Source organism: Lawsonibacter sp. OA9 (assembly GCF_022440585.1).
In genome coordinates, this window is sequence record NZ_JAKNTI010000022.1 from 2,296,773 (window position 1) to 2,322,759 (window position 25,987).

Here is a 25,987-nt window from a genome sequence, read left to right on the forward strand (position 1 = left end):
TCCAAGCTGGACCATAAAAGGAGTTCAACTATGCTCAATCAACATGAAATTATGCAGACCATCCAGATGATCGACCAGCAGCATCTGGATGTGCGTACCATTACCATGGGCATCTCCCTGCTCTCCTGCGCCCACAGCGAGGTGAAGGCGGCCTGTGATAACATTTATGACAAGATCACCCGTTATGCCGAAAAGCTGGTAGCCACAGGGGAGGCCATCGAAAAGGAGTTCGGTATCCCCATCGTCAACAAGCGCATCTCCGTCACTCCCATTGCCCTGGTAGCTGCCGCCGCCCGGACAGACAATTACGCCCCCTTCGCCGCTGCTCTGGACCGGGCCGCTAAGGCTACGGGAGTCAACTTTATCGGCGGTTTTTCCGCCCTGGTCCAAAAGGGGATGACAGAAGCGGACCGCATCCTAATCCGCTCCATCCCAGAGGCCCTGTCTACCACCGACATTGTCTGCTCCTCTGTCAATGTGGGCTCCACCAAGGCTGGCATCGACATGGACGCAGTGGCCATGATGGGCCGGACCATCAAGGAGCTGGCCGAGCGCACCGCTGACCGGGGCGGCTTTGGCTGCGCCAAGCTGGTGGTCTTCTGCAACGCGGTAGAGGACAATCCCTTCATGGCCGGCGCCTTCCATGGGGTGGGCGAGCCGGAAAGGGTCATCAATGTGGGCGTTTCCGGCCCAGGCGTGGTCCATCACGCCCTTCAGTCGGTCAGGGGTCAGCCCTTCGACGTGGTGGCTGAAACCATCAAAAAGACCGCCTTCCGCATCACCCGCATGGGTCAGTTGGTGGCCCAGGAGGCCAGCCGCCGGCTGGACACTCCCTTCGGCATTGTGGACCTGTCTCTGGCCCCCACACCGGCAGTTGGCGACTCTGTGGCCCGTATCCTGGAGGAGATGGGCCTGGAGGTATGTGGAACCCACGGCACTACCGCCGCCCTGGCCCTGCTCAACGACGCAGTCAAAAAGGGGGGCGTCATGGCCTCCTCCTCTGTGGGCGGTCTGTCCGGCGCTTTCATCCCGGTCAGCGAGGATGAGGGGATGATTGCCGCCGCTCGGTCCGGCGCCCTGACACTGGACAAGCTGGAAGCCATGACCTGTGTGTGCTCCGTGGGGCTGGACATGATCGCCGTCCCTGGGGATACCTCGGCCCAGACCATCTCCGCCATTATCGCTGACGAAGCGGCCATCGGTATGGTCAACTCCAAGACTACCGCCGTCCGCATCATCCCCGCTCCTGGCTGCGGGGTTGGGGATACTGTGGAGTTCGGCGGGCTGCTGGGGTCCGCCCCAGTGCAGCCCGTCCACCCCTTCTCCGCTGACGCCTTCGTGGCCCGTGGCGGCCGTATCCCCGCTCCCATGCAGAGCTTGAAAAACTGATTATTTTACGGGAGAAACCGCCTCTTGGCGGTTTCTCTTTTTTCTTTTTTAATTAAGTATTGACTTATTTAAAAAACGTGCTATGATAGGGGCATCACAGAACAGAGAGGAGGGCGGGATGTGGAACTGACCACCGCGCTGAAAGCTCTGGCCGACGACAACCGACTGCTGATTCTCCGGCTGCTTGGCCGCCGGGACTACTGTGTCCGCGCTCTGGCCCGTCAGCTGGGCATCTCACAGGCCGCGGTTTCTCAGCACCTAAAGGTATTGAGGCAGGCCGGTCTGGTCTCCAGTGAGAAGCGAGGCTATTTTACCCACTATCGGACAGCAGGAACGGACCTGATGGCCGTCTCCTCTGCCCTGGCAGCTCTGGCCCAGGCATCGCCGCTCCTTTGCGGGGACTGCGGTCCGGACGGCCGCCCCGGCTGCCGAGAGGCCAACGCCTTTCCCACTCCCCTCTCCGCGAAATCTTGGGAGGTCAATAAGATGAAACTCGCAGTCACTTACGAAAACGGCCAAGTATTCCAGCACTTCGGCCACTGTGAACAGTTCAAGGTGTACTCTGTGGAGGAGGGATCCGTCCGCTCATCCCAGGTGGTCAGCGCCGCTGGCAGCGGCCACGGAGCCCTGGCTGGATTCCTTCAAAATCTTGGGGTGGACACCCTGATCTGTGGAGGCATTGGTGGTGGGGCCAGGACCGCTCTGGCCCAGGCTGGCATTCAGCTCTATCCCGGCGTCACCGGCGACGCTGACCAAGCGGCGGCCGACCTGCTGGCCGGCCGGTTGGAGTATGATCCGGACACCATGTGCAGCCACCATCATGATGGGGAGCATAACTGCCATAGCCATTCCTGCGGGGAGGACAAGCACGGCTGCGCCGGAAACGGATAAAACGCCTTGTTCCCTCTTTCCCTGTATCTAGACAGCGGTAATGTAAAAAGGGTGCCGATACCAGAGGTATCGGCACCCTTTTTGCTCATTCTTCCCCGGAGTCAATCATCCGGACCTGGATCTCCAGCACCCGCCGGTGCTCAACCCGGGTGACGGTTACATCCAGGCCCTCAGCCTCAAAGTGGTCTCCCTCCTCGGGAACCCGGCCCACCTGCTCCATGACCCAGCCGGACACGGTAGCCGCTTCACAGGCTCCTTTGACCTGGAACAAATCGTACATATCATCCAGATCGGCGGAGCAGGCGATAAGATAGCTGCCGTCCGGCTGCTTCTGGAATATCTCAATAACCTCGTCATGCTCATCCCAGATCTCACCCACTAGTTCCTCCAGGATGTCCTCCAATGTGGCGATACCCTCTGTCCCGCCGTACTCGTCCACCACTATGGCCATATGGGCTTTGTTCTTCTGCAGGATACGGAGCAGCTCTGATATTTTGGTGTTTCCAGTGGTATAAAACACAGGGGATTTGAGGTGAGACAGCATAGTTTCTCCCCGGTATCGGGCCGCGTAAAAGTCCTTCTCATGGACGACGCCCACGATGTTGTCGATAGTCTCATGATAGATAGGGATGCGGGAGTAGCCGCTCTCCACGAAGAGGGAGGCCACCTCCTCCATGGTGCTTCCCTCCTCAGCAGCCACTAAATCTACCCGAGGGGTAAGGATCTCGGACACCTCCAGGTCATTGAACTCGATGGCGTTACGAATTAGGTCTCCCTCATGCTCGTCCAGGCCGCCCTCGGTCCTGGCCTGCTCTACCATGCCCACCAGTTCCTCCTCTGTGATGCCGTCGTCCCGTCTGCTGCGAAAGATCTTGGACATCAGGCGTTTCCATTGGGTAAACAGGAAATTCAAAGGAGTCAAGACTACCACGAAGATTTGGAGCAGGGAGACGGAAAACATGGCAAAGCCCTCCGGATTTTCCTTTGCCAGGCTCTTGGGGGTGACCTCGCCAAAGATGAGGATCACGATGGTCAGTACCGCAGCGGATACCGCGGGGCCGCTCTCTTCATTAAGCAGCTTGATAAACAATACCGCGCCGATGGTGGTCGCTACGTTGTTGACAATATTGTTGCCGATGAGGATAGTAGACAACAGCTTGTCGTACTCCTCTGACAGCTCAAGGGCCTTGACGGCCCGGCGGCTGCCGTTGTCCGCCTTATTTTTTAGGCGGATGCGGTTCAGTGAGGTAAATGCGGTCTCCGTCGCGGAGAAATAGGCTGACATGGCGATCAGAATGATTAGCGCAATAATCATCCCGATACTGGCACTGTCTAACATTGGAAATGTATCAACTCTGCTTTCCTGATAAAATTATGGGCCACGGGTCCCATATTAGTTTGTTAGTATACCATGATTTCCCTTACAATGCAAATACATCTTCTCGTTGTTTGTCAATATCATCCCCAATTTTTACGGTTTCTTCACAAAAAAAATGATGAATTATCCCACAGAGGTTACCCCTATCCCGCTTCATTTTCTCCCGGCTTGCCGTACATCTTCAGCTCCATTTTCCGCCCCTTGTGTGTGTCCCTATTTTTACCATCCGAATCTCTTAGTCTCTCCTGGCACTCCCACAAAACTTTTCCTGTCTAGTTGTCCCAAAACGTCCTCCAACGGACCTGTGCCCTGTTAGATTGGAGGTGATCTCTATCAAACATATTGACAACAGGCCCGGCTGGTCAGAGGCCAGGGAAGGCAGGGCAGCGGAAAAATCGCCCCGCTGGCAGCACATCCGGCATCCCACCCTCTTTTTACCTACGGACCCAAAGCTGTCCCAGGAGGTGGCGCCATGATAGACTATACAGCCCTAGCTGCCGCGTCCATGTCCCTGATTGGCACTCTGGTGGGTACCTTTGGCGGCATCCTGGTGGCCAACAAGCTGACCAACTACCGCATCGAACAGCTGGAACTCAAGGTAGCCGAGCACAACAAGCTTGTCGAGCGCACCTACCAGTTGGAGGGTCGGATGACCGAGGCGGAACACGATATCCGGGATTTGAAGGGAGGACGGCCATGAGAGGACTGTTTCAGTGGCTCCGGGATGTACCGCATCTGTTTGCCAAGGTCACTGTGGTATACTGCGTCGCCTTCGGCAGTCTGAGCAGCCTGTGGGCCCTTCGCATCCTGTCTAGGACCGGCAGTGATCCCGCGGCGCTCCTAGGCGTCATCCTCGGTTTTTTCGGCGGCGAGCTGCTGCTCCTGTCCCTTAAAACGATATTGACAAACAGGAAGGAAGATAACCTTGAACAACATTTATAAACGTCTGTCCGTGCTCTTTTCCGTCAAAAGTATCGTCACCCTGGTTCTAACTGGCGTATTTGCCTATCTGGCGATTTCCTCCCGTATCGACCAGGATTTCATGACCATCTATGCAGTTATCATTGCCTTTTACTTCGGCACCCAGAGTCAGAAGCTCCAGGACGCGGTGGATGGAGGTACAGAAGAATGACTGTGGAACGGCTCCTATCCACTGCCCGGAAAGAGCTGGGCACCAAGGAGCAGCCAGCCGACAGCAACCGGGTCAAATACAACACAGCCTACTACGGCCGAGAGGTGTCCGGCGGCAGCTACGCCTGGTGCGCCGTCTTTCTGTGGTGGTGCTTCCGGGAAGCCGGGGCGTCCGAACTATACTACGGCGGGGGAAAAACGGCCTACTGTCCCACTCTCCTGTCCTACCACAGGGCGCAGGCCGTGTCCGACTATCGCCCTGGCGACGTCATTTTCTTCAACTTTGATGGGAAGAAAAATGCCCAGCACGTAGGCCTCTGCGAGGACTGGGACGGACAGTATATCACCACCATCGACGGCAACACTGGCTCCGGCAGCGAGGCCAACGGCGGCTCCGTCATGCGGCGGAAGCGGGACAAAACATACATCGTGGGCGCTTACCGCCCCAACTATCAGGAGGGGGAGCAGATGTCTTACGAGGACTGGAAAAAATATATGGACCGCTATCTGGACGACCTGTCCCAGCAGAAGGCAGAGCCAGGGTATGCTGGTCAAATCCGTCGGATCGTCGCGGCGGGCGTCATGAGCGAGGTGGACGGCTCTATTGCCCGCCCCAAGTCCTTCCTGACGCGGGAAGAGGCCGCTGTGAGCTATGCCAATCTTCTAGGGAAGATCAGCGGCCAGTAAATCTATCTTGATACAATAAAAATGAGGAGGATAAAAAGAACGTGACGCAGCATTCGGTATACTTTTCCTATATCAGCTAAACAGACCGTTCTCTTTCACTCTCCTTAAAATCATTCGTCTCTGCTCTTTGGGGCGGAGACGATATGGTGGCAGACCAAAAGAGCCCCTTCTTTCCCATCCACTGTCTCATCTGTCATGAAACAACTATGGGGAGGACTTCGAAACGAAATCCTCCCCACTGTTCTGCCTGTATCTACGGCTGTACCAGCTCCGCCTGGGCGAAGGTGCCGTCCGGCATCTGGACATAGAGGAATCCGCTACCGTCCTCCCAGACTTCACAGCCCGCATATTCCTCACTGTCCGTGTACAGGGACGCTCCGTCGTTCCGCTCCAGCAGACCCAAAAGCTCGCTGTCCTCCGGCAGCTTCTCCACAGAGCGGACGATATGGTAAGTCTGGCCATCCCGGTATACCAGGATAGCGCCCTCTCCCTGCTGACAGTTCTCCCCCGGTGCGGTAGCAGTGCTGTCACTGTTTGCAGCGCCGGCCTCTCCAGAAGAGGAGGAGGGAATACCTCCAGCAGTATCAGCGCTGCTTCCATCTTGGCCTGCTCCTAACTGAGAGGCGCCATAACCAAGAGCCACTACCAGAGCCAGACAGGCGGCCCACGCCCCCCATCTCCGCCAGTCAAAGGCCGGCTTGGCCCCCTCCTCTGCGTCCTGGATCATGTCGTCGTCCAGCAGCCCTATGGCATCCAGCAAATACTCCGATGTCATATGGCCACCCCCTCATGCTCCAACAACAGCTTCAGCTTTTGGCGGGTCCGGTAGAGCCGGGACTTCACCTGGCTCTCCGTCAGTCCAAACCGCTTTCCCAGCGAAGACAATGCCTCCAGATGGAAGTATCGACGGACAAAAAGCCGGCGGTCCAACTCCGGCTGGGTCCGCAAAAAGGTGGAGATCAGGTCGGCTGTCTCCCTGGCATCCAACTCCTGGTCTGGCACCCTACAGTCCGGCAGGCAATCCTCCAGCTCCTGAAGAGCTACCTCCACCTGACCGCCGCCCCGCTTGGCCGCCCGCTCCCGCCGCCACCGGTCCAGGGACAGGTTGCGGGTCAGCTTGCCGAAGAAGGCAGACAGCACCGAGGGGCGCTGGGGCGGCATAGCGTTCCACGCCCGGAGCCAGGTGTCGTTGACACACTCCTCAGCGTCCTCCCGCATAGCCAGTATCCCAAGGGCGATGGCGCGGCAGTAGGGCCCGTATTTCTGGTCACTTTCCACAATAGCCTGCTGGGACCGGGCCCAGTACAGGTCGATGATCTTATGGTCCTCCATGGCGCTCCTCCTTTTTGGACGCGGCAAAAGAATCAATCCTCTAAAGGTATTTTAGCCTGAAATCCGTCTTGCCGCAACCATCTTATTTCTCAAGACGAAAACCAGGGCCGGAGGTTTCCCTCCGGCCCTGGTTTTTTTATTTTACTTGCTCAAAATCCGAGGCTGGGTGCTTGCACCAGGGACAAATATAGTCCGCCGGCAGCTCGTCCCCCTCGTATACATAACCGCATATCCTACACACCCACCGCTTCTTGTCCCCGGTGGCGTGGGTAAAATCACCAGGCTTGATGTGGCCCTGGTAATAGGCATAGGTGGCGCTGGCCTGGTCGTTGAGCAGGTCTCCATCCTCCACATCCGCCAAAAACAGGGTGTGGCTGCCCAGGTCAAGATGGGACACGACCCGGCAGGACAGCCAGGCGTTGGTTCCCCGTGTCAGATAGAGCAGGCCGTTCTCCCCCCGCCGGACCTGGTCCTCGGTCCCGGCAAATTTGTCGCTATCCCGGCCGGACTGAAAGCCAAATCGCTTGAACAACTGGAAGTCCGCCTCTTCAGACAGGACTGACAGGTTAAATTTTCCGGTTTCCTGAATCATGTCGTGGGTTAGGTTTCCCTTGTTGACGGCTATGGTAACGCGGTTGGGCTGGGCCGTCACCTGGACGGCGGTGTTAATGATACAGCCGTTGTCCCGCTCCCCCTGACGGGCGGTGAGAACAAACAGGCCGTAGCTTATAGCATACATAGCTCTTTCGTTTTTCATGGCGTTCCTCCTTGGCGGCCAGGCCGGCTTTTTCTCCTTCCAGTATGTCCCGCAAAGCACAAAAAAACCGCCGGAAACGGGTTTCCGGCGGTTTTTTGCGCGATTTATTTGATAATCTTGTTGTCCACTTCGTTGGCCAGCAGAGCAGAGAAATCTGTCAGGGACATGGCCCCCAGGTCCTCGCCGGTGCGGTGCCGGACAGACACGGTATTGTTCTCCACGTCCCGGTCGCCTACCACCAGCATATAGGGCACCTTCTCCATAGTGGCCTCCCGAATCTTCTTTCCGATCTTCTCGTTGCGGTGGTCCACCTCCACCCGGAAGCCGACTTGGTCTAGGGCCTTGCACACCTGATCGGCGTACTGTGCGGCCCGGTCGGTGACAGGGAGAACCTTCACCTGGACGGGGTTGAGCCAGGCGGGGAACGCCCCGGCAAAGTGCTCGGTGATAACGCCGATGAATCGCTCAATAGAGCCCAGCACCACTCGATGGATCATGACAGGGCGGTGCTTCTGGCCGTCCTCGCCGGTATACTCCAGCTCGAAGCGTTCAGGGAGCTGGCTGTCCAGTTGAATGGTGCCGCACTGCCAGGTTCGGCCCAGGGAGTCAGCCAGGTGGAAGTCCAGCTTGGGGCCGTAGAAGGCTCCATCCCCCTCGTTGATAACAAAGTCCTTGCCCATGTCGGTGATAGCGTTTTTCAAAATCTCCTGGTTGCGCTCCCACTCCTCCACAGTGCCGATGTGGTCCTCCGGCATAGTGGACAGCTCAATGGTATAGCTCAACCCAAAGACAGAGTAGACCTCGTCAAACAGGCGGACCGTCTCCTGAATCACGTCCTGCATCTGGTCCCTGGTCATAAACACATGGGCGTCGTCCTGGTTGAAGCAGCGGACGCGGAACAGGCCGTGAAGGGCGCCGGATAGTTCGTGGCGGTGGACCAGGCCGATCTCCCCTACCCGCAGGGGCAGCTCCCGATAGGAATGGGGCTCGCTGGCATAGACCAGCATACCGCCGGGGCAATTCATGGGCTTGACGGCAAAGTCCACGTCATCGATGACCGTGGTGTACATATTATTCTTGTAGTGGTCCCAGTGACCGGATCTCTCCCACAGCTGACGGTTGAGCATGATGGGGGTGGAAATCTCCACATAGCCGTACTTCTTGTGGACCTGCCGCCAGTAGTCCAGCAGGGTATTCTTCAAGGTCATGCCCTTGGGCAGGAAAAAGGGGAAGCCGGGGCCCTCGTCCCGGAGCATGAACAAGCCCAGCTCCTTGCCCAGCTTCCGGTGGTCCCGCTTTTTGGCCTCCTCAATCCGGGCCAGATATTCGTCCAACTCGTCCTTTTTGGGGAAGGCGATGCCGTAGATGCGCTGGAGAGTCTCCCGGTTGGAGTCCCCCCGCCAGTAAGCGGCGTTGCAGGCGGTAAGCTTCAAGGCGTTGCCCTTAATGCGGCCTGTGGAGTCCAGGTGGGGGCCGGCGCACAGGTCGGTAAACTCCCCCTGCTTATAGAAGGAGATGACCGCATCCTCGGGCAGGTCATGGATGAGCTCTACCTTGTATGGCTCGCCCTTCTCCTCCATGAATTGAATCGCCTCCGACCGGGGCAGCTCAAACCGCTCCGGCTTCAGCTTCTCCTTGCAGATCTTCCGCATCTCCCCCTCGATCTGCCCCAGATGCTCCGGGGTAAAGGCGAAGGGGGCGTCCATGTCGTAGTACCAGCCCTCGTCGATAGAGGGACCAATGGCCAGCTTCACCTCGGGCCACAGACGCTTAACCGCCTGGGCCATCACATGGGAACAGGTGTGCCAGTAGGTTTGGCGGTATTCGGGATTTTCAAAGGTATAGATGTTTTCTTCGGACATTTTCAGTCGCTCCTTTCTCGCGTTTAGGGGAAGGAACAAAAAAATACGCTCCGCCCCTGATATGTGTCAGGGGTGAAGCGTATTGATACGCACCACGGTTCCACCCTGCTTGCAAGAATCACCGCGCCGTCTCGATCAACGCGGGCGGACCGGAGGGAGGCAGCCGTAGGCCGCCAGTCCTGCGCGTCGTGAACAGGCAAAGCGGGACAACTTGCCGCTTGTGACCTCCTGTAACGGGAAAGCCCCGGCCCGGTCGTCCCGGGCAGCTCTGGAGTGGTACCAGCCATCGCTTCCACAGAGCACTTTCAGCACAGGGCGCCCCTCTCTGGGTGGTCGATTCAGGCTTCTTCTCCTTCTCAGCCGTTTTAACACAGGTACTATATCACCCCCTCAGCCGATTGTCAAGGGCGTACAGGAGGGAAATATGGCCCGTATATGTCCTTTTCTTTGGTTCTGTATTGACTTTCTCTATTTCTGCGTGTTAAAATATATTTACGAAACATTGTTCCGTATATTGGAACAGTAAAAGGAGGAAACTCATTGTGAAAGCTCTCATCTATGAAGGCCCTAAAAAGGTGGCTGTCCGTGAAGTGGAAAAGCCCGTTCCCAAGGAGGGCCAGGCCCTGATCCGCATCGACTACTGCGGTATCTGCGGCTCTGACATTGGCATCTATAGCGGCACCCATCCCCGGGCCAAGGCCCCTCTCGTCCTAGGCCATGAATTTGTTGGCGTCATTGAAGATATCTCCGGTGACTCTAATGGTTTTCAGGTTGGCGACCGAGTTGCTCCCTACCCTCTGATCTCCTGTGGACACTGCTTTGCCTGCCGGAATGGCCGGCCCCATGTGTGCGATACCCTGAAGATCATCGGCATCGACCTAGACGGTGGTGTAGCCGAATATGTGTGCTGTGACACTGATGTACTGTTCAAGGTCCCGGCTTCTGTCTCCAGCAAAGTAGCGGGAATCATCGAGCCTCTAGCTGTGGCTGTCCACACTCTGCACCGAGCCGGCTTTAAGCCGATGGACAGCATTGTCATCATGGGAGCCGGTCCTATCGGAGCCTTAGTGGGTGTGGTAGCCAAGCACAGCGGAGCCTCCCGCATCATCATCTCCGACTTTGATCAGGCCAGACTGGAGATGGCCGCCAAGTTGGGCTTTGACGCGGTCAACTCCAAGGAAGCAGACTTGACCCAGTATGTCCGTCAGGCCACCAATGGAGACGGGGCCGACATTGTTTTTGAATGTACCGGGGCCGAATCTGCCGCTTTGGAGATGACTACTCCCTGCCGCACGGACGGCATGATCTGTCTGGTAGGCGTACATAAGGCCCCCCATCCCGTGGCTCTAGCCGATATGCATTTCCGTGAACTGAACATGACCGCTACCCGTGTTTACACCAAACGGGACTTTGGCCAGGCCGTGGAGCTGACTCAGCGCATCTCTGACGAGTTGGAGCTGCTCATCAGCCATGTCCTGCCCCTGTCCGACTGCGCCAACGTCTTCGATATGATCCACGATCCCCAGGTCCCCACCGTCAAGGTCATGGTGGACTGCCGCAGGTAAGGAGAGGAACATGAAGATTGTCATTTCCGATAACGACCATGTGAATCTAGCCCAGGAGGAGGCCGTCTTTCAGAAGGCTGGTATGGATTTCACCCTCTATCAGTGCCACACGGAGGAGGAGGCTATTCAGCAGCTGAAGGGGGCCGAGATTATTCTGAACCAGTATACCCCCCTGACCCGCCGGGTCATCCAGGCTCTGCGCCCCGAACTGAAAATGATTGTCCGTTATGGTGTGGGGGTAGATAACATCGACTGCGTCGCGGCCGCCGAGATGGGGGTACAGGTATGCAACGTCCCTGACTACGGCATGAACGAGGTAGCAGATCACGCCATGGCCCTCATGCTGTCCCTGGTGCGTAAGACTGTCACTATGGTTAACTACACCAAGGGCACCGACTGGGACTACTCCTACGGGGTGCCCATCCATCGCATCCCAGGCCAGACAGTAGGTATCGTGGGCATGGGTCGCATCGGCCGTACTTTCGCCAAGCGTATGGGCGGCTTCGACTGCCGGCGCATCGCCTATGATCCCTTGTATCAGCCAGGCACTCAAGTTGACGGAGTGGAACTCGTATCCTTTGACACCCTGCTCGAGCAGGCCGACATGATCAGCATTCACTGCCCTCTCCAGCCCTGCACCCGCGATTTGTTCGACCTGGCCGCCTTCCAAAAAATGAAGCGGGGCGCCTATCTGGTCAACACCTCCCGTGGTGGTATCGTCAATGAGGAAGACCTGTACACCGCCCTGACCACCGCCCTGATCGCCGGCGCGGCCTTGGACGTCACAGCGAAGGAGCCTCTTCCCCGCCCCAGCAAGCTGCTGGAGCTGGAGAATTTTCTGTGCACCCCCCACATCGCCTGGTACTCCGAGGAGGCCGCCCAGGAGATGAAGCGCAAGGTGGCCGAGGAGGCCGTACGCTTTGCCACTGGGGAAAAGGTACTGTATCCGGTCAACCAAATTTGAAATTCACCAATCAAGAGGAGGAATCTCCATGGCCGAGGATACCATTCAGTCCGTTGCTCGCGCCTTCTCCATTCTGGAGCAGTTGGCCGCACAGGGAGAGATGGGCGTCCGGGAGCTCCACGGCGCTACCGGACTCAGCGTCACTACGGTCCATCGCATTCTAGGCACACTGACAGAGCTGGGCTATGTCAGGCAGAATGAGAACACCAGCCGGTACGGGTTGACTTATAAGATGCTCGCACTGGGACAGCGGGTGCCCCAGCACAGCACAGTTATCCAGCTGGCCCACCCGCTGCTCCAGCAGTTATCCGAGCAGGCTTGCGAAACCATCCACTTCGCCGAGCGGTCGGACACCAATATCCGGTATATCGACAAGGTCATTCCCTCCTCTGGTGTAGTCGTCATGGGCTCCTGCCTGGGCATGGAGCTACCCATGTACAGCACTGCTGTGGGCAAGTCCATGATGGCCGATATGTCCCGCCAGGAGGTGGAGGACATCTGGTCCCGCTCCCAGATCATCACCTATACCCCCAACACGGTGTCTTCCCTTCCCGAGCTGGAGCGCCAGCTGGAGGAATGCAGGCTGGCGGGGGTATCCTATGACTGGGAGGAGCGGGAGCCTGGCATCTCCTGTGTCGCTGTTGACATCCTGGACGTGACCGGCAGGCCGGCCTACGCGGTCAGTATTTCCAGCTCGGACGCTCGTATGAGACAGAATCAGGATCGGTATGCCGATCTGTTGCGGGAAGTGAAGGTCCGACTGACTGAACTGATCGGCTATTCCCTTTGATACACGATGATAGCGCGGGCCTAGAGGCCTGCGGAGAAAGGAAGGTTTTCCCATGAACAGCTTATTTGATCTCACCGGGAAAAAGGCTATTGTCACCGGCGGCACTAGAGGACTGGGCCACGGCATGGCGGAGGGCCTGATGGAGGCCGGCGCCGCTGTAGTCATCTTTGGTACCAGCAAAAAGGTGATCGAGGTGGCCGCCCAATTCGAAGCAAAGGGCTATTGGTGCAAAGGCATCGCCGTGGACCTGGCCGACGACCGGGCCAGGCAGGAGGCCTTTGACCAAGCCGTCGCTCTGCTGGGCGGCCTGGATATTCTGGTCAATGCCGCCGGCATACAGCGCCGCCACCCCAGCCCCGAATTTCCTCTTCAGGACTGGAAGGACGTACTCAATGTCAACCTGACCGCTCCCTTTGACCTGTGTCAAATGGCTGCCAAAGAATTTCTAAAAAAGGAACAGCCCTGCGGGAAGATTGTCAACATTGCCTCTATGCTCAGCTTCTTTGGCGGTATGACCGTCCCCGCCTATGCCGCCTCAAAAGGGGGAGTGGCCCAGATGACCAAAGCCCTGTGCAATGAGCTGGCCTCCAAGGGAATCCAGGTCAACGCCATCGCCCCCGGCTATATGGATACAGATATGAATGTGGCACTCACCGATGTCAGCAACCCCCGATACCGTGAGATCACCGACCGGATCCCCGCCCACCGCTGGGGCACCCCAGAGGATATGAAGGGGACAGTGGTATTTCTGGCCTCCCGGGCCTCTGACTACCTCAACGGGGCCGTCATTCCTGTGGACGGCGGCTACTTGGTTAAGTAAGGCGGTCCTGCTAGGCACCCGTAAGCTCTTAATATAGTATACGGAAGGCCCCCGCTCGAAATGGCAATCGAGCGGGGGCCTTCCACATGAAGAAAGGAATGGGAAACATCTTGTTCAGAAGGTCACTTCTGGAGCAGATGGACAGCAAAGCCACCAAACTCCTGCTTCAGATAGACAGCAATCATCTTTTCACCCTTATATTTGGCGGTGGATTCATCCAGTTGGAAGCCATGCTTCTCCAGCTCCACAGCGGCCCTGGCAATGCTGTTGGTCTTTACGGCAATATGACCGTTTTGGCCCAGGTACATACTCTTCATAACCTCAACAGCACTGCTGGCAAAGTTGGAGCTGTTGCCCGTCTTAATCTCAAAGCCAAAAGCGTCCTTCAGCCCCTGGCACACATCCATGGATGCCTCGTCACTAGCGGTATTGATGCCGATATGGGCCACCTCAAATCCCAGAACGGCTTGGCGGGCCTCCTGGCACAGGCGGGTGATCTTGTCAAACGCATGGGCAGCGATGTCGCCCTTGGAACACAGCCAGCTCCCACCCACAGCATGGATAAAGGGAGCGGCAATATACTCGCCCAGATTCTGCCCATTGACCCCACCGGTGGGGATAAACTTCATAGAGCCAAAGGGGCCGGACAGCGCCTTCATGGCGCTCAGGCCGCCGTAGACGTTGGCCGGGAAAAATTTGACCACTTTCAGGCCATGGGACATGGCGGCCATGATCTCCGTAGGGGTGACACAGCCGGGAGTGATGGCCACGCCGTTTTCCACACACCAGGCTACCACTTCGTCGCTATAGCCGGGGGAGACGATGAACTTGGCACCGCACTCCACGGCCTTTTCGCACTGCTCCAGAGTAATAACGGTGCCGGCGCCCACTACCATCTCGGGGCACTCCTTGGCTACGGCGGCGATGGAATCCGCGGCAGCGGCGGTGCGGAAGGTAATCTCCATCACATCCACGCCGCCAGCCAGCAGGGCCTTGGCAGTGGGAACCGCGTCCTCTGCCTTATCCAACACCACTACGGGCACGACGCCCGCGTTACCCAGTTTTTCAACAATATCCATAGAAATGTCCCCCTTATCTCTGGACACGGCCAGAGGTGTTGCCAGCGGCCAGAGACTCCACTTCACTGACAGACATCATATTGAAGTCGTGGTCGATGCTGTGCTTCAGGCAGGAGGCGGCCACGGCGAAGTTGATCGCTTTCTGGTCGTCATAACCGGACAGAAGGGCATAGATCAGGCCGCCGCCGAAGCTGTCGCCGCCGCCCACACGATCCACGATATGAACCCGGTAGGTGGGAGAGAAGGATGCCTTTCCGTCGCTGTACAGCATACCGGCCCAATCATTGTCAGAGGCGGAGATGCTGCCCCGGAGGGTGATAGCCACCTTCTTACAGCCAAAACGCTCGGTCAGCTGCTTGGCCACACTGATGTATCCTTCGTGACTTAGCTTACCGGTATTCAGGTCGGTATCAGTGGCAGCGATACCAAACACATCCTTAGCGTCCTCCTCGTTGGCGATGCACACGTCCACATAGGGGACCAGTTCAGCCATGACCTTGCCGGCCTCCTCGCGGGTCCACAGCTTCTTACGGTAGTTCAGGTCACAGCTGATGGTCAGGCCCAACTTTTTGGCGGCCTTACAAGCCTCCAGGCAGATGGCGGGCAGCTCGCCGCCCAGAGCCGGGGTGATGCCGGTCCAATGGAACCAGTCAGCACCAGCAAAAATCTTTTCCCAGTCAAACTCAGAGGCCTTAGCCAGAGAAATGGCGGAGTTGGCCCGGTCATAGATCACCTTGGAGGCCCGCTGGGAGGCGCCCTTTTCGGCAAAGTAGATGCCCAAGCGGTCGCCGCCCCGGATCATCAGGCTGGTGTCCACACCGTAACGGCGCAGCTCGTTGACCGCAGCCTGACCAATCTCATGGGCCGGAACCTTGGAGACAAAGGCGGCGTCCATGCCATAGTTGCACAAGGACACGGCAACGTTGGCCTCACCGCCAGCATAGGTGGCCTCGAACTTGTCCGCCTGGACAAAACGGAGGTACCCCTCCGGATTCAGGCGCATCATAATCTCGCCAAAGGTGATAATTCTTTTCATTGTAGTTTCCTCCTCGTTGTGATGATATTTCATTGGCTCCGCGATATTCACGTTCTTCGCTTACTCACTTGACGCTTTTTGCGGCAGCTAATAGCTCACGGGCTGTTTCGGTAATTTTGTGAAACTCTCCGGCCTCGATCCATTTCTTGTTGGCCAGATTGCCGCCCACACCGGCGCCGCACATCCCCGCTGCCATATAGTCGGCTACGTTCTTTTCATTGATGCCGCCCACTGCCAGCAGCTTTACATGGCTGATGGGAGCCCGGATAGCCTTTACATAGGAGGTGCCTAGTTCGCCTGCCGGGAACAGCTTAACATAGTCAGCTCCAGCGTTATGCGCCGTCATGACTTCGCTGGGCGTCATAGCACCGGGCATAGACACCAGCCCCAACTCCCGTGTGCGGCGGATGACCTCCACGTTGACGTCAGGAGAGATGATGTACTTGGCGCCAGCCTTGGCAGCCAGCTCCACCAATTCCGGTGTGGTGACCGTACCGGCGCCTACCAGCATCCGTCCCTGGTATTTGGCTCCGATTTCGGCTATGGCGTTGGCCGTCACTGGGAAGGAGTCTGGATTCTTTTGATCGAAAGTGATCTCCATCAGCCGGATTCCACCTTCATACAGGGCGTCCGCCACCTTCATACACTTTTCCGCATCGATGCCGCGGACGATGGCGATGATCTTCTCCTCTTCTACCATCTGGATAACTTGTTCTCTCATAGCGGCCTCCATTTTTCATATTATGAAAATTTTTATCGTATTATGATATCCAAACACATTTATATCTCTTTTTTCCTCTCATGTCAATCCTCTCTTTTCATAAAATTTTTGTCTCTATTTTGTGTAAAAACTATTGCTGACCTATGACAAATTGTGTTATGCTGGAAAAAATAATTGTAAAGGGGGCGGATCACATGAATGGATCCTCTGGCTCGGTCCAGTCTGTGGCCCGTGTGTTAGATATCACGGAGGCGCTCTCCACTGCACCACAGGGGATGTCCCTGTCCGACTTGGCTGCCACCACTGGTCTGCACATCAGCACGACCCACCGGCTGCTGGGCGTGTTGGTTGAACGCGGCTATGCGTGCAAAGACCAGGAGAGCGGCAAATACCGGCTGACACTCCGCTTGTTTGAGGTAGGCAGCCGCGTTTCCACTGCGTTGAATCTGCTCACCGCCGCCAAGCCCATGCTGGACGAGCTGGCCGCCGACTGCCAGGAAGTGGTCCATTTGGTAGAGCGGGATAACAGCGACGTGATCTACATCTATAAGGCGGAGCCCGCCCGCCCTCTGGTTCGAATGGCCTCCTATGTCGGCTGCCGCAATCCCATGTACTGCACCGGAGTGGGCAAGAGCATACTGGCCTATCTCCCCGATGAGGAAGTCATCAAGGTATGGGACAGCTCCGAGATCCACACCTACACAGAAAAGACCATCACAGATCTGGACACACTCCGCTCCAGTCTAGAGCGGGTCCGTAGGTTGGGCTATGCCGTGGATGACGAGGAGCACGAGCCAGGTGTGCGCTGCGTAGCCGCCCCAATTTTCAACTGGTCTGACCACCCTGTAGCCGCAGTCAGTATCTCTGCTCCTGTTTTCCGAATGACCGATAAGTTTATGGAGCAGTTGCTGCCCAAACTGCTCCGGTTGACCCGCGATATCAGCCGTATGATGGGCTGTACAGCTCTATAAAGCGTTTTCCTGGGAGGAACTTTTCCTCCCAGGTTTTTTATTCTTTAGCAAATAAAGAATTTGTTAATATTCCAGCCCTTAATTTGTCTGGAATAGACAAATATCTAAAACTTTTTTATGCAAGCTTTTCAAAAATTAATTCACTACTTGACTTTTTTCTTTAAACAAGCTATTAATATTACATAAATGTTTCATAATAAAGAATTTATTTCCGCATTATGAAAATATATTTTTTTGTGGAGCGCTTCTGAAGTTTCTCGCCCATGAGGTAGACCGTGCGGGTCGTAGTCTCCGTTCTAGATAATCTCATATGGTATCCTGATTTTCGACGGTATGGTAATGGTCACCCTGGCCATCCAGTATCTGTGTTAATAGTCCCGCGGCGGCGTGGGATTGTTAAATACATACCAATGGTGATCAGATAAGGTCAAGGCAGGGATCTGCCTTGACAATTTCCCATGGGAAATTGTCAAGATCCTTTTATGCGTGGGGCTTTGGCCGACCTCTGACCCGTGTGGTAAATCACACATTTTTTATGGAGGTAGATTTATGAAAAAGGCACTTGCTCTCGCGCTCTCCCTGACCATGATGGTCTCCCTGTTTGCCGGCTGTGGCAGTAAAGACAGCGGCAGCACCAACGCGAACACAAACACCAATACTTCCTCTGGTTCCCAGCAGGAAGAACTTCCCTCTTACTCCTTCCAGTTGGGCTTCAACACTGTGGAAGACTCTGTCCGTGGCGAAATGGCCCACGTATTCGCCGACTATGTGAACGAGGCTTCTGGCGGTCGTATCACCGTTGAGATCTTCCCCAACTCCTCCCTGGGCAGCGAGCAGGAGATGGTGGAAATGGTAAAGACCGGCTCCATGGACTTCACCATTCCCGGCGTTACTGCCATGTCTAACGTAGACGGCAACTTCGGCGCTTATGGGCTGCCCTTCCTAGTGGACACCTATGACGAGGCCCATGCCCTGCTGGACGGCGACTTCGGCAACGCCTTAAAGGACATCGCCCAAAACAATGGCTACAAAATCGTAGCCTGGGGCGATTTGGGCACCGTTCAGATCACCAATAATGTCCGTCCCATCAACTCCGTGGAGGACATGAAGGGCATCAATATGCGCTGTACCAACGAAGAGGTTTCCCTGAAGACCATGGACGCTTTGGGCTGTGCCACCACCACGCTGGCCTTTTCTGAGTTGTACCTGGGTCTAAGCCAGGGCGTCGTCGATGGCCAGTTCAACCCTATTGACGCCATCTATCAGAACAGCTTCACAGAGGTTCAGGACTACCTGGCTATCGTGAATATGTACACTTATGGCATCGCTCTGGTGATGAGCAATGATAAGTTCGAGTCCTATGACGCCGAGACTCAGCAGATCCTGATGGACGGTGCCGCTAAGGCCCAGGAAGCCGCCCGCGCTTACTGCGCCAATGCTGAGGAAGAGTATCTGCAGAAGGTCAAGGACGAAGGCTGCTTCCTGGAGATCACCACCCCCGATGTCGAAGGCTTCAAGACCGCTACCGCTGGTGTTTACGACGACTATCTCGCCACCTGCGATCCTCGTATCGTTGAGGCTGTAAATGCAATCCGCTAAAGCTAACCGCAACTAACCCTGCATTTGTGTGCTTGTGTACAGGGGCGCTGCTCCAGCGCCCCTGTACACATGGTGAACAGAGGAGGTTCTATGAAAGTATTATCAGCGATAGAGAAGGCCGTTGACTTTCTCTGTAATATTATGACAGGGATCGCCGCGTTAATGATGGCGGCCCTGACTTTGGACGTGTTCCTAAACGTGATTTTCCGCACAATTGGGAAGCCCATTGTAGTTTCTGTGGAGTTGACCACGATTTTCTTCCCCTGGATCGTCTGTATGGCTATGATTGTCATCGCCCGGCGCCAGGAGAACACCGCCCTGGTTTTATTTTTCGATAAATTCAAGGGTATCGTCCGTCACATCGCCGTAATCTTTATTAACGGCACCATGTTTTTCTTTTCCGCGGTCATGGCTAAGTCTGCCTTTGACCTCTCCCTTTCTCTTGTGGATGAGTACCTTGCTCTTACTCACCTGAGCAAGGCCTTTACATATGGTTCCATGTTCATCGGCTTTGTAGGTGTATGCATCATGCTCGCCTTCAATCTGCTTAAGTATGTGATGATAGAGATTGTAAGGATCGACAAGGAGGGTGCTGCGAAATGACCTTGATCCTTATTATGGCGCTTATGTTTTTTGCGCTGATTTGCATTGGCGTACCCATCGCCTTTTCTATGGGAACCGCATCGATCTGGTACCTTCTGACCAACGGCACTAGCTTATCTGTCGCGGCCCAAAAATTCTTTACCCAGACACAATCCTTCTCCTTCTTGGCCGTCCCCTTTTTCGTGTTGGCCGGCACTCTGATGGTCGAGGCTGGTATCGCCAAAAAGCTGATCAACTTTGCCAGTGTTCTGGTCCGCCACCTGCCCGCCGGTCTGGGTTGTGTGTCCGTGGTCACCAGCATGATCCTGGCTGGCATCTCTGGCTCCTCTGTGGCGGACGCCTCCTCTGTAGGCGCCATCCTGATCCCTGAAATGAATGACCGCGGCTATCCACCTCCCTTTTCCGCAGCCATCAACGCCACCAGCTCTGTGGTTGGCATCATCATCCCTCCCAGCAGTACCATGATCGTCATCTCCGCTATTACCAACCTGTCCGTGGCTAAACTTTTTATGGCCGGCGCTATTCCAGGCATCATCATCGGTCTTGCGTTTCTCGCCATTACTGCCTATATGGGTATCAAAAACAATTATCCCCGTGAAGCACGGGCCAGTAAATCGGAGATCTGGGCTGCCACCAAAGATGCCCTGATCGCTATGGTTTTTCCTGTTTTCATGGTAGGCAGCGTAGTTACCGGTATTGCTACCGTCACCGAGTCCGCCTCCATCTGCGCCATCTACTCCTTGTTTGTGGGTATCTTCGTCTACAAGACTCTGAATCTGAAAAAGATCTACAAGGCGCTGGCGGATGCCGCTATTGGCACCACCGTGGTCATGATGGTGGTGTCCTGTGCCTCGATCATGCAGTTCATCCTCATCAGCCAGCAGGTGCCCACCAAGCTGTCCAACGCCCTTCTGGGGCTGGGACTGCCCAACTGGCTGCTGCTCATTATGATGGTGCTGCTGCTGGGCGTGGCCGGCATGGTCATGGACAATGTCCCAAATCTGTATATCTTCCTGCCCATTTATATTCCTATTGCTCAAAGTATGGGGATGGATCCCATTCAGATGGCCATTATCTGCCTGTGTGCATTGGCCCTGGGTCTGTTTACTCCTCCTGTGGGCACCACCCTGTTCATCTCCTGCAACATTGCCAAATGCTCTATTGAATCGGTCGTCAAAGATTTGATTCCTTTCTTTATCGCAGGTGTTTTGATTGTGGTTGCGGTGGCCTTTATCCCTCCGCTGACCATGTGGATCCCAAGCCTTATGGGCTAATTATGAGCTTACTGCCGGCCCTCCTTTTTGTTCAGGAGGGCCGGTGTGCCGAAAAGGAGTATTTGATCAACCATGGACCATTATCATGAATTAGCGCAGCAATTTCTGCGGGATATGGTGGCCTTCCCAACTGTCAACGGGAATGAGAAGCCCCTGGCCCAGTATATTGCGGGGGTGCTGGAGGGCTATGGCTTCCGTACCCAGCTCCAGGATATTGCGGAAAACCGCTCTAACGTCGTGGCTGTCTATGGAAGCTCTGATAACCGGATTATCTTTACCGGCCATTTGGACGTCGTTCCCCCTGGTGGAGACTGGCAGGTGTGCGATCCCTTTCATTTGACAGAGCAGAACGGTCGTTTGTATGGCCGGGGTTCCTGCGACATGAAGGGAGGCATTGCCGCTATGATGGCCAGTGCCATCCGGGCTGTGGAAATGGGCGAAGCCCGTAACTGCGAACTTCGGCTTGTCTTTGTTGTGGATGAAGAGGTGGACGGTTTGGGCACCCAGTATTATGTGTCCCATGAGCCTCCTGGCGGCCGGACAATCGCCATCATCGGCGAGCCTACCATGTTGGAGGCCTGTATTGCCCACCGGGGCGTGACCCGCTTCAAGGTGGCTATTAACGGCCGTCAGTGCCACTCCGGCTTGCCCTATGAGGGTATCAACGCCATCAATCAGATGGCCCGTTTCCTATTGGAGGTCGAGCGCTTTGACCTGGATCGCCAGTCCTTGGACTGCGGCATTCTCCCACCTCCAAACATAACCGCTACCATGCTCCACTCCGGAGTGAAAGAGAACGCTGTCCCCGGCACCAGTGAGGTCATCCTGGACTGTCGAACTGTCCCCGGTGAGACCGCGGACACTCTGCGCGCCAGTATTCTGGATATCCTCCACCGGCTGTTCGATGGCACTCAAGTGACCTACGAGGTCTGCGACTTCATCAATGTCACTCCCAGCAGCACCCAGCCTGACGGTCAGGTATGTACTGTACTGAAAAACGCTTTTCAGGAGGCGTTTGGCCGGGAGGCGGCGGTCACCTATTTCAAGGGCTGCTGTGATATGTCCTATTTCTGCAAGGCGGGCTATACAGAAACGCTCCTGTGCGGCCCTGGCTCTATGGACCAGGCTCACATTGTGGATGAGTATATCGAGATTGACCAGTTACATAAGGCTGTTGACCTGTATTCTGCGGTCATCCGCCAGGCACAGAAAGGATCTTGTCTATGAAAAAGTATCGTTTAGTATGTTCTGTATGCGGCAAACCCTTTGAGCGGGACACCGAGCCCTATGTCTGCGAAAGCTGCGGGGGGCTCCTGGAGCCGGAGTTCGATCTGGCCGCCAATGCCAGCCACTATCGAGAGGTCATCCGGGGCGGCTGTGTTTCCGGCGTGTGGGATTACCGCGATCTGTTACCTGTAGAGGGCGTGGAGGCGCCTGTCACCCTGAGCGAGGGCAATACTCCCCTGCTCACCGCCAGTAACCTGGGCCCAATCGTCGGGGTGGAGCAGCTCTTTCTAAAGAATGAGACATTGAATCCCTCCGGGACCTATAAGGACCGGTTTGCCACCGTTGCGTTGAGCATCGAGAAGGCCAGGAACACCCCTGCCGTGGCGCTGGGGTCGGCTGGCAACGCCGCAAATGCCATGGCCGCGTACTCTGCCAAGGCCGGTATGCCCTGCTTCGTCATCCTGCCCCCCGGAGCGGTAGCTGAACGTGGCTGGCAGGTACGGGGTTACGGGGCCAATCTGATCCGCATGGAGCATACAATAGATGACTGTATCAGCATGGCCAAGCAGGGCGAGGCGCTTTTTGGCTGGAAATCCCTGACCACCAACATGCTGACCAATCCTCTGCCCTCTGACGGCTACAAAACTGTGGGCTATGAGATCGGCAAGCAGCTGAACTTTCAGATGCCCGACTGGATTGTCGTCCCTGTGGGGGGCGGTGCCCTGATGAACAAAATCTATAAGGGCTGTAAGGATATGCTGGAGCTGGGCCTTATCGACAAAATACCCCGCTTCGTAGGGGCCCAGGCTTCTGGCTGCGCCCCGCTGGTTGACGCATACCAAAAGGGGCTGAAAAACCCCGAAATCTGGCCCGGTGTCCCCCAGACTGTCGCCTTCGCTATCGCCGATGTATGTGTATACGATGGTATCACTTCCATGGATGTTCTGACCAAGAGCGGCGGATGCGCCGAGGAGGCCACTGACGAGGAGATCCTGGAGGCCATGCACCTGATTGCCAGTAAGGAGGCCGTGGTAGCCGAGCCTGCCAGCGCCTGCTCTGTGGCCTGCGCCAAAAAGCTGGTAGCTAAGGGCGTTATCCAGCCCACCGACTCTGTTCTGTGTGTTCTCTCCGGCAACGGTATGCGGGATCTGAAGCTGATGGAGCAGGGTCAGAAGGAAGTCCCCTTTGTCAAGTACCGCGATGTAGAGGCAGTGAAAGCGGCTGTCAATGACTACCTGAACGACTCCAAGGACTGATGGGAGGAGCCAGTCATGGAACAGACCATCAAGGGACTGGCCAAGGAAGATGAACTGGTCAGCCTGCTCTGCGACCTGGTCAGCATCGAAAGTGTCAATCCCCTGTTTGAAAAGGGGGGCACTGGTGAGAAAAATATGGTAGAATATATCTGCCGCTATTTTGACCAGTACCAAATCCCCTATATCCTTCAGGAGGCGCTGCCTGGCCGATTCAATGTGCTGGCCCATCTGAAGGGTACCGGCAAGGGCGCCCTCTGCTTTGAAGCGCATACCGACACGGTCACAGTGGACGAGATGGAGATCGAACCCTTCAAGCCTGTGATTCAGAACGGCCGTTTGTATGGCCGGGGCAGTGTGGACGACAAGGGCAGCGTGGCCGCTATGATGTACGCCATGCGTCTGCTCAAAGAGCATAAGATCGAGACCTACTCCGACATCTACTTTGCTGCCGCCGCAGAGGAAGAGTTTAGCTACAAGGGAGTGCTTCGCCTTTTGGAAGATGGTATCCCCTTTGACGCCGCCGTGGTTGGGGAAGGCACAAGCGTCCACGTCTGTCGCGCTTGTAAGGGGAACGTCCGCTTCAAGATCGTATCCAGGGGTCTTGCTGGACATAGCTCTCGCCCCTGGGAGGGACGGAACGCTATCGTGGCCATGGCCAATGTAATCTGTGAGCTGGAGAAAAAGCTGTTTCCCCTTTATGAACAGAAGAAGCATCCCCTGCTGGGGCCTCCCACCTTTAATATCTCCCTAATTCATGGCGGCAAGCTAATCAATATTGTCCCGGATTACTGTGAGATACAAATTGACCGTCGGGTCTTGCCGGGCGAGACCTACCAATCCGTCCGTCAGGAGGTATTGGGCTGCCTGGAGTCGCTGCTATCCTCCCACCCCGAGTACGAGGTGGAAATCCAAGAACCTTTTGTCACTGACTTTGCCATGGAGGTAGAGGAGGACTCCCCCATTGTCCGGACCGCCATAGCCGCCTGTGATGCGATCATGGGAGAGCACACCATCGAAGGAGGCTATTTCAGCTGCGACGCCAGCAAATTTACCCGCATCGGTATTCCCGCCATCGTTATGGGCCCTGGCAGTATCCTGCAGGCCCATACCAATGACGAATACATTGAGATCTCTGACCTGGCCAAGGCGGCCGAGGTGTTCACACAGATCTGTGTGGATTTTAGACCTTGATCTCATCATATTTTGAAAGGAGTAATCTTGTCATGGATGTTTATGAGCGTTTAAAGGAACTGGGCATTGAACTGCCTCCTGCCCCCCCTCCGGGCGGCCTCTACTCCCCCATCAAGCTGTTTGGCTCTAACCTGGTCTATACCTCCGGTGTCGGCCCCACTGATCCCACTGGCGGCGCCGTATACAGCGGGAAGGTGGGCACTGGTCTCACCTTAGAGGAGGGGCAGGCAGCTGCCAGACTGGCCACAATCAACCTGTTGTCCGTCTTGCACAATCATCTGGGCGACCTGAACCGTATTAAACAGATTGTCAAGCAGCTGGGCTTTGTGGCCTGCCCCCCGGATTTCCATATGCAGCCCGCCGTTATGAACGGATCTACCCAGCTCCTGATGGATGTATTTGGCGACCCTGCTGGTCGGCCCGCACGCTCTGCTATCGCAACCAACGTACTGCCTGGCAATATCCCCGTAGAGATTGAGCTGCTCATCGAGCTGAAAGACTAAACTCTGCCCATAAAGGCAAACACAAGGCCCGCCCGGCTTTTGACCGGGCGGGCCTCTTTTACGCTGGGCACTGCCGCCCAGTGTGATCGATGGTGTAGTCCCCCTCCAGAATGATTTGGGAGATCGGGACAAAGGTGTAGCCGTCCTGTATCAGGGTTTCCAGGATACCAGGCAGGGCCTCCGGGGTATGAAGGGCCGCGTTGTGGAACAGCACGATGGAGCCCGGCTGTACCTTGCTAACCACCCGCTGCGTGATATCGGCGGCTGACAAGTCCTTCCAGTCCAGGCTGTCCACATCCCACTGGATAGGCTCCATACCGATTGACCGGACGGCGTTGATGGAGTTGTCATCATAGTCCCCATAGGGCAATCGTACCAAGGTGGGCCGGACTCCGGTGACCGCCTCAATTTTATCGTTGCAGGCATTCAAATCTGCCACCACTTGATCGGCGGACAACTGCGGATAGTGAGCATGGGTATTGGAGTGGTTCATCACTTCATGTCCAGCATCAGCCAAAGCTTTTACCGACTCAGGGTATTTATCCACCCACTCCCCCACTACAAAAAAAGTGGCCTTCACCTTATATTTCTCCAAAATATCAATCAGCTGTTGGGTGTCCTCGTTGCCCCAGGCCGCGTCAAAGCTGATGGACACCAGCTTCTGGTCCCTCTGAACACAGTATATAGGCAACTGCCGCGTAGTCGCCGCGGTCCCAACGGCTGCCGGATAATTGACCACATAGAACATTACCGCCGCTAGACAGAGGCAGACCATTCCGATCCCCCACCTCTTTGGAACAAAAAATATCTTTGGTCTACACTTTTTCTCCTTCATATCATCATCTCCCACATCAGTCTGATCCCTTCATCTATATGCGCCCCGCTGTCGGAACATACTTCTCCTATTTTCCTTATCAACGAAAATGGCTCGTCCTATTTTTGCAATTTTTTCAAAAATAAT

Annotated in this window: 28 protein-coding genes and 1 pseudogene; 19 read left to right on the forward strand and 10 right to left on the reverse strand. The window is 55.9% G+C overall.

Annotated elements, in window-relative coordinates; all coding sequences use genetic code 11:
• Positions 1–30: 30 nt before the first annotated feature.
• The 3 genes and pseudogenes from MCG44_RS12330 to MCG44_RS12340 all read left to right on the forward strand — a co-directional run bounded on the left by MCG44_RS12330 (position 31) and on the right by MCG44_RS12340 (position 2,280).
• Positions 31–1,389, forward strand: coding sequence for a PFL family protein (locus tag MCG44_RS12330; protein WP_240288514.1), 1,359 nt, complete (start codon positions 31–33; stop codon positions 1,387–1,389).
• A 120-nt stretch (positions 1,390–1,509) separates the two neighbouring features.
• Positions 1,510–1,722 (forward strand): annotated as a pseudogene (locus tag MCG44_RS12335) (ArsR/SmtB family transcription factor); the annotation flags it as partial.
• Between the two features lie 153 nt (positions 1,723–1,875).
• On the forward strand, positions 1,876–2,280 hold the full coding sequence (locus tag MCG44_RS12340) for a NifB/NifX family molybdenum-iron cluster-binding protein (RefSeq protein ID WP_240288925.1): 405 nt from the start codon (positions 1,876–1,878) through the stop codon (positions 2,278–2,280).
• 85 nt (positions 2,281–2,365) lie between these two features.
• On the opposite strand, the gene MCG44_RS12345 is transcribed toward MCG44_RS12340, so the two are convergent.
• Positions 2,366–3,619 (reverse strand): HlyC/CorC family transporter, encoded by a 1,254-nt coding sequence (locus MCG44_RS12345; RefSeq protein WP_147573104.1) that lies wholly within the window; start codon positions 3,617–3,619, stop codon positions 2,366–2,368.
• 511 nt (positions 3,620–4,130) lie between these two features.
• Between MCG44_RS12345 and MCG44_RS12350 the strand changes: the two genes are divergently transcribed.
• The 4 genes from MCG44_RS12350 to MCG44_RS12365 are packed head-to-tail and all read left to right on the forward strand — an operon-like array spanning position 4,131 to position 5,476.
• Positions 4,131–4,358 carry a hypothetical protein gene (locus MCG44_RS12350; RefSeq protein ID WP_186851795.1) on the forward strand — a complete coding sequence of 76 codons (228 nt, stop codon included), beginning with the start codon at positions 4,131–4,133 and terminating at the stop codon, positions 4,356–4,358.
• Positions 4,355–4,600 carry a hypothetical protein gene (locus MCG44_RS12355; protein ID WP_147573102.1) on the forward strand — a complete coding sequence of 82 codons (246 nt, stop codon included), beginning with the start codon at positions 4,355–4,357 and terminating at the stop codon, positions 4,598–4,600. Before MCG44_RS12350 ends, MCG44_RS12355 begins: the two co-directional genes overlap by 4 nt.
• On the forward strand, positions 4,584–4,790 hold the full coding sequence (locus tag MCG44_RS12360; RefSeq protein WP_147573100.1) for a hypothetical protein: 207 nt from the start codon (positions 4,584–4,586) through the stop codon (positions 4,788–4,790). The genes MCG44_RS12355 and MCG44_RS12360 overlap by 17 nt, the downstream gene beginning before the upstream one ends.
• A complete protein-coding gene (locus MCG44_RS12365) occupies positions 4,787–5,476 on the forward strand; it encodes a CHAP domain-containing protein (protein ID WP_186851794.1) in 690 nt (229 codons plus the stop codon). Before MCG44_RS12360 ends, MCG44_RS12365 begins: the two co-directional genes overlap by 4 nt.
• 253 nt (positions 5,477–5,729) lie before the next feature.
• Here the strand turns inward: MCG44_RS12365 and MCG44_RS12370 are convergent, their stop codons facing one another.
• From MCG44_RS12370 to MCG44_RS12390, 5 genes are all read right to left on the reverse strand, one after another.
• The gene (locus MCG44_RS12370) at positions 5,730–6,251 is read right to left on the reverse strand and encodes a hypothetical protein (RefSeq protein ID WP_240288516.1); all 522 of its coding nucleotides are present in this window, start codon (positions 6,249–6,251) and stop codon (positions 5,730–5,732) included.
• Entirely contained in the window at positions 6,248–6,808 is a 561-nt protein-coding gene (locus tag MCG44_RS12375) for an RNA polymerase sigma factor (protein ID WP_147573094.1), read from the reverse strand. Before MCG44_RS12375 ends, MCG44_RS12370 begins: the two co-directional genes overlap by 4 nt.
• A 136-nt stretch (positions 6,809–6,944) precedes the next feature.
• The gene (locus tag MCG44_RS12380; protein ID WP_147573092.1) at positions 6,945–7,565 is read right to left on the reverse strand and encodes a flavin reductase; all 621 of its coding nucleotides are present in this window, start codon (positions 7,563–7,565) and stop codon (positions 6,945–6,947) included.
• Positions 7,566–7,669: 104 nt separating this feature from the next.
• On the reverse strand, positions 7,670–9,427 hold the full coding sequence (thrS, locus tag MCG44_RS12385) for a threonine--tRNA ligase (protein WP_240288518.1): 1,758 nt from the start codon (positions 9,425–9,427) through the stop codon (positions 7,670–7,672).
• Between the two features lie 135 nt (positions 9,428–9,562).
• Positions 9,563–9,739 (reverse strand): hypothetical protein, encoded by a 177-nt coding sequence (locus MCG44_RS12390; protein WP_240288520.1) that lies wholly within the window; start codon positions 9,737–9,739, stop codon positions 9,563–9,565.
• A 230-nt stretch (positions 9,740–9,969) separates the two neighbouring features.
• Between MCG44_RS12390 and MCG44_RS12395 the strand changes: the two genes are divergently transcribed.
• From MCG44_RS12395 to MCG44_RS12410, 4 genes are read left to right on the forward strand one after another with little or no spacing between them, the layout of a single operon-like run.
• A complete protein-coding gene (locus MCG44_RS12395) occupies positions 9,970–10,992 on the forward strand; it encodes a zinc-dependent alcohol dehydrogenase (protein WP_240288522.1) in 1,023 nt (340 codons plus the stop codon).
• A 10-nt stretch (positions 10,993–11,002) separates the two neighbouring features.
• Positions 11,003–11,956: a C-terminal binding protein gene (locus MCG44_RS12400; RefSeq protein WP_240288524.1), complete on the forward strand. Its 954-nt coding sequence runs from the start codon at positions 11,003–11,005 to the stop codon at positions 11,954–11,956.
• A 28-nt stretch (positions 11,957–11,984) separates the two neighbouring features.
• Complete coding sequence (locus tag MCG44_RS12405; protein ID WP_186851788.1) at positions 11,985–12,746, forward strand: IclR family transcriptional regulator; 762 nt, start codon at positions 11,985–11,987, stop codon at positions 12,744–12,746.
• A 52-nt stretch (positions 12,747–12,798) separates the two neighbouring features.
• Positions 12,799–13,566, forward strand: a complete 768-nt coding sequence (locus tag MCG44_RS12410) for an SDR family NAD(P)-dependent oxidoreductase (protein ID WP_186851787.1) — start codon at positions 12,799–12,801, stop codon at positions 13,564–13,566.
• 122 nt (positions 13,567–13,688) lie between these two features.
• Here the strand turns inward: MCG44_RS12410 and MCG44_RS12415 are convergent, their stop codons facing one another.
• From MCG44_RS12415 to MCG44_RS12425, 3 genes are all read right to left on the reverse strand, one after another.
• Positions 13,689–14,645 carry a bifunctional 4-hydroxy-2-oxoglutarate aldolase/2-dehydro-3-deoxy-phosphogluconate aldolase gene (locus MCG44_RS12415; protein ID WP_240288526.1) on the reverse strand — a complete coding sequence of 319 codons (957 nt, stop codon included), beginning with the start codon at positions 14,643–14,645 and terminating at the stop codon, positions 13,689–13,691.
• 13 nt (positions 14,646–14,658) lie between these two features.
• A complete protein-coding gene (locus MCG44_RS12420; protein ID WP_147573085.1) occupies positions 14,659–15,681 on the reverse strand; it encodes a sugar kinase in 1,023 nt (340 codons plus the stop codon).
• Between the two features lie 64 nt (positions 15,682–15,745).
• Positions 15,746–16,402 carry a bifunctional 4-hydroxy-2-oxoglutarate aldolase/2-dehydro-3-deoxy-phosphogluconate aldolase gene (locus tag MCG44_RS12425; RefSeq protein ID WP_147573083.1) on the reverse strand — a complete coding sequence of 219 codons (657 nt, stop codon included), beginning with the start codon at positions 16,400–16,402 and terminating at the stop codon, positions 15,746–15,748.
• Between the two features lie 194 nt (positions 16,403–16,596).
• Here MCG44_RS12425 and MCG44_RS12430 point away from each other — a divergent pair, with 194 nt between their 5' ends.
• The 8 genes from MCG44_RS12430 to MCG44_RS12465 all read left to right on the forward strand — a co-directional run bounded on the left by MCG44_RS12430 (position 16,597) and on the right by MCG44_RS12465 (position 25,026).
• On the forward strand, positions 16,597–17,373 hold the full coding sequence (locus MCG44_RS12430; protein ID WP_186851785.1) for an IclR family transcriptional regulator: 777 nt from the start codon (positions 16,597–16,599) through the stop codon (positions 17,371–17,373).
• A gap of 549 nt (positions 17,374–17,922) precedes the next feature.
• Entirely contained in the window at positions 17,923–18,972 is a 1,050-nt protein-coding gene (locus MCG44_RS12435) for a TRAP transporter substrate-binding protein (protein WP_186851784.1), read from the forward strand.
• 90 nt (positions 18,973–19,062) lie between these two features.
• A complete protein-coding gene (locus tag MCG44_RS12440) occupies positions 19,063–19,575 on the forward strand; it encodes a TRAP transporter small permease (protein ID WP_186851783.1) in 513 nt (170 codons plus the stop codon).
• Positions 19,572–20,849, forward strand: coding sequence for a TRAP transporter large permease (locus MCG44_RS12445; protein WP_207721872.1), 1,278 nt, complete (start codon positions 19,572–19,574; stop codon positions 20,847–20,849). The genes MCG44_RS12440 and MCG44_RS12445 overlap by 4 nt, the downstream gene beginning before the upstream one ends.
• 72 nt (positions 20,850–20,921) lie before the next feature.
• The gene (locus MCG44_RS12450) at positions 20,922–22,076 is read left to right on the forward strand and encodes a M20 family metallopeptidase (RefSeq protein WP_186851782.1); all 1,155 of its coding nucleotides are present in this window, start codon (positions 20,922–20,924) and stop codon (positions 22,074–22,076) included.
• Positions 22,073–23,332 (forward strand): threonine synthase, encoded by a 1,260-nt coding sequence (gene thrC / locus MCG44_RS12455; protein ID WP_240288528.1) that lies wholly within the window; start codon positions 22,073–22,075, stop codon positions 23,330–23,332. The genes MCG44_RS12450 and thrC overlap by 4 nt, the downstream gene beginning before the upstream one ends.
• A 15-nt stretch (positions 23,333–23,347) precedes the next feature.
• Positions 23,348–24,523: a M20 family metallopeptidase gene (locus MCG44_RS12460; protein ID WP_186851780.1), complete on the forward strand. Its 1,176-nt coding sequence runs from the start codon at positions 23,348–23,350 to the stop codon at positions 24,521–24,523.
• Positions 24,524–24,555: 32 nt separating this feature from the next.
• Positions 24,556–25,026 (forward strand): RidA family protein, encoded by a 471-nt coding sequence (locus tag MCG44_RS12465; RefSeq protein WP_240288530.1) that lies wholly within the window; start codon positions 24,556–24,558, stop codon positions 25,024–25,026.
• A 58-nt stretch (positions 25,027–25,084) separates the two neighbouring features.
• Here the strand turns inward: MCG44_RS12465 and MCG44_RS12470 are convergent, their stop codons facing one another.
• On the reverse strand, positions 25,085–25,801 hold the full coding sequence (locus tag MCG44_RS12470) for a polysaccharide deacetylase family protein (RefSeq protein ID WP_186851778.1): 717 nt from the start codon (positions 25,799–25,801) through the stop codon (positions 25,085–25,087).
• Between the last annotated feature and the right edge of the window lie 186 nt (positions 25,802–25,987).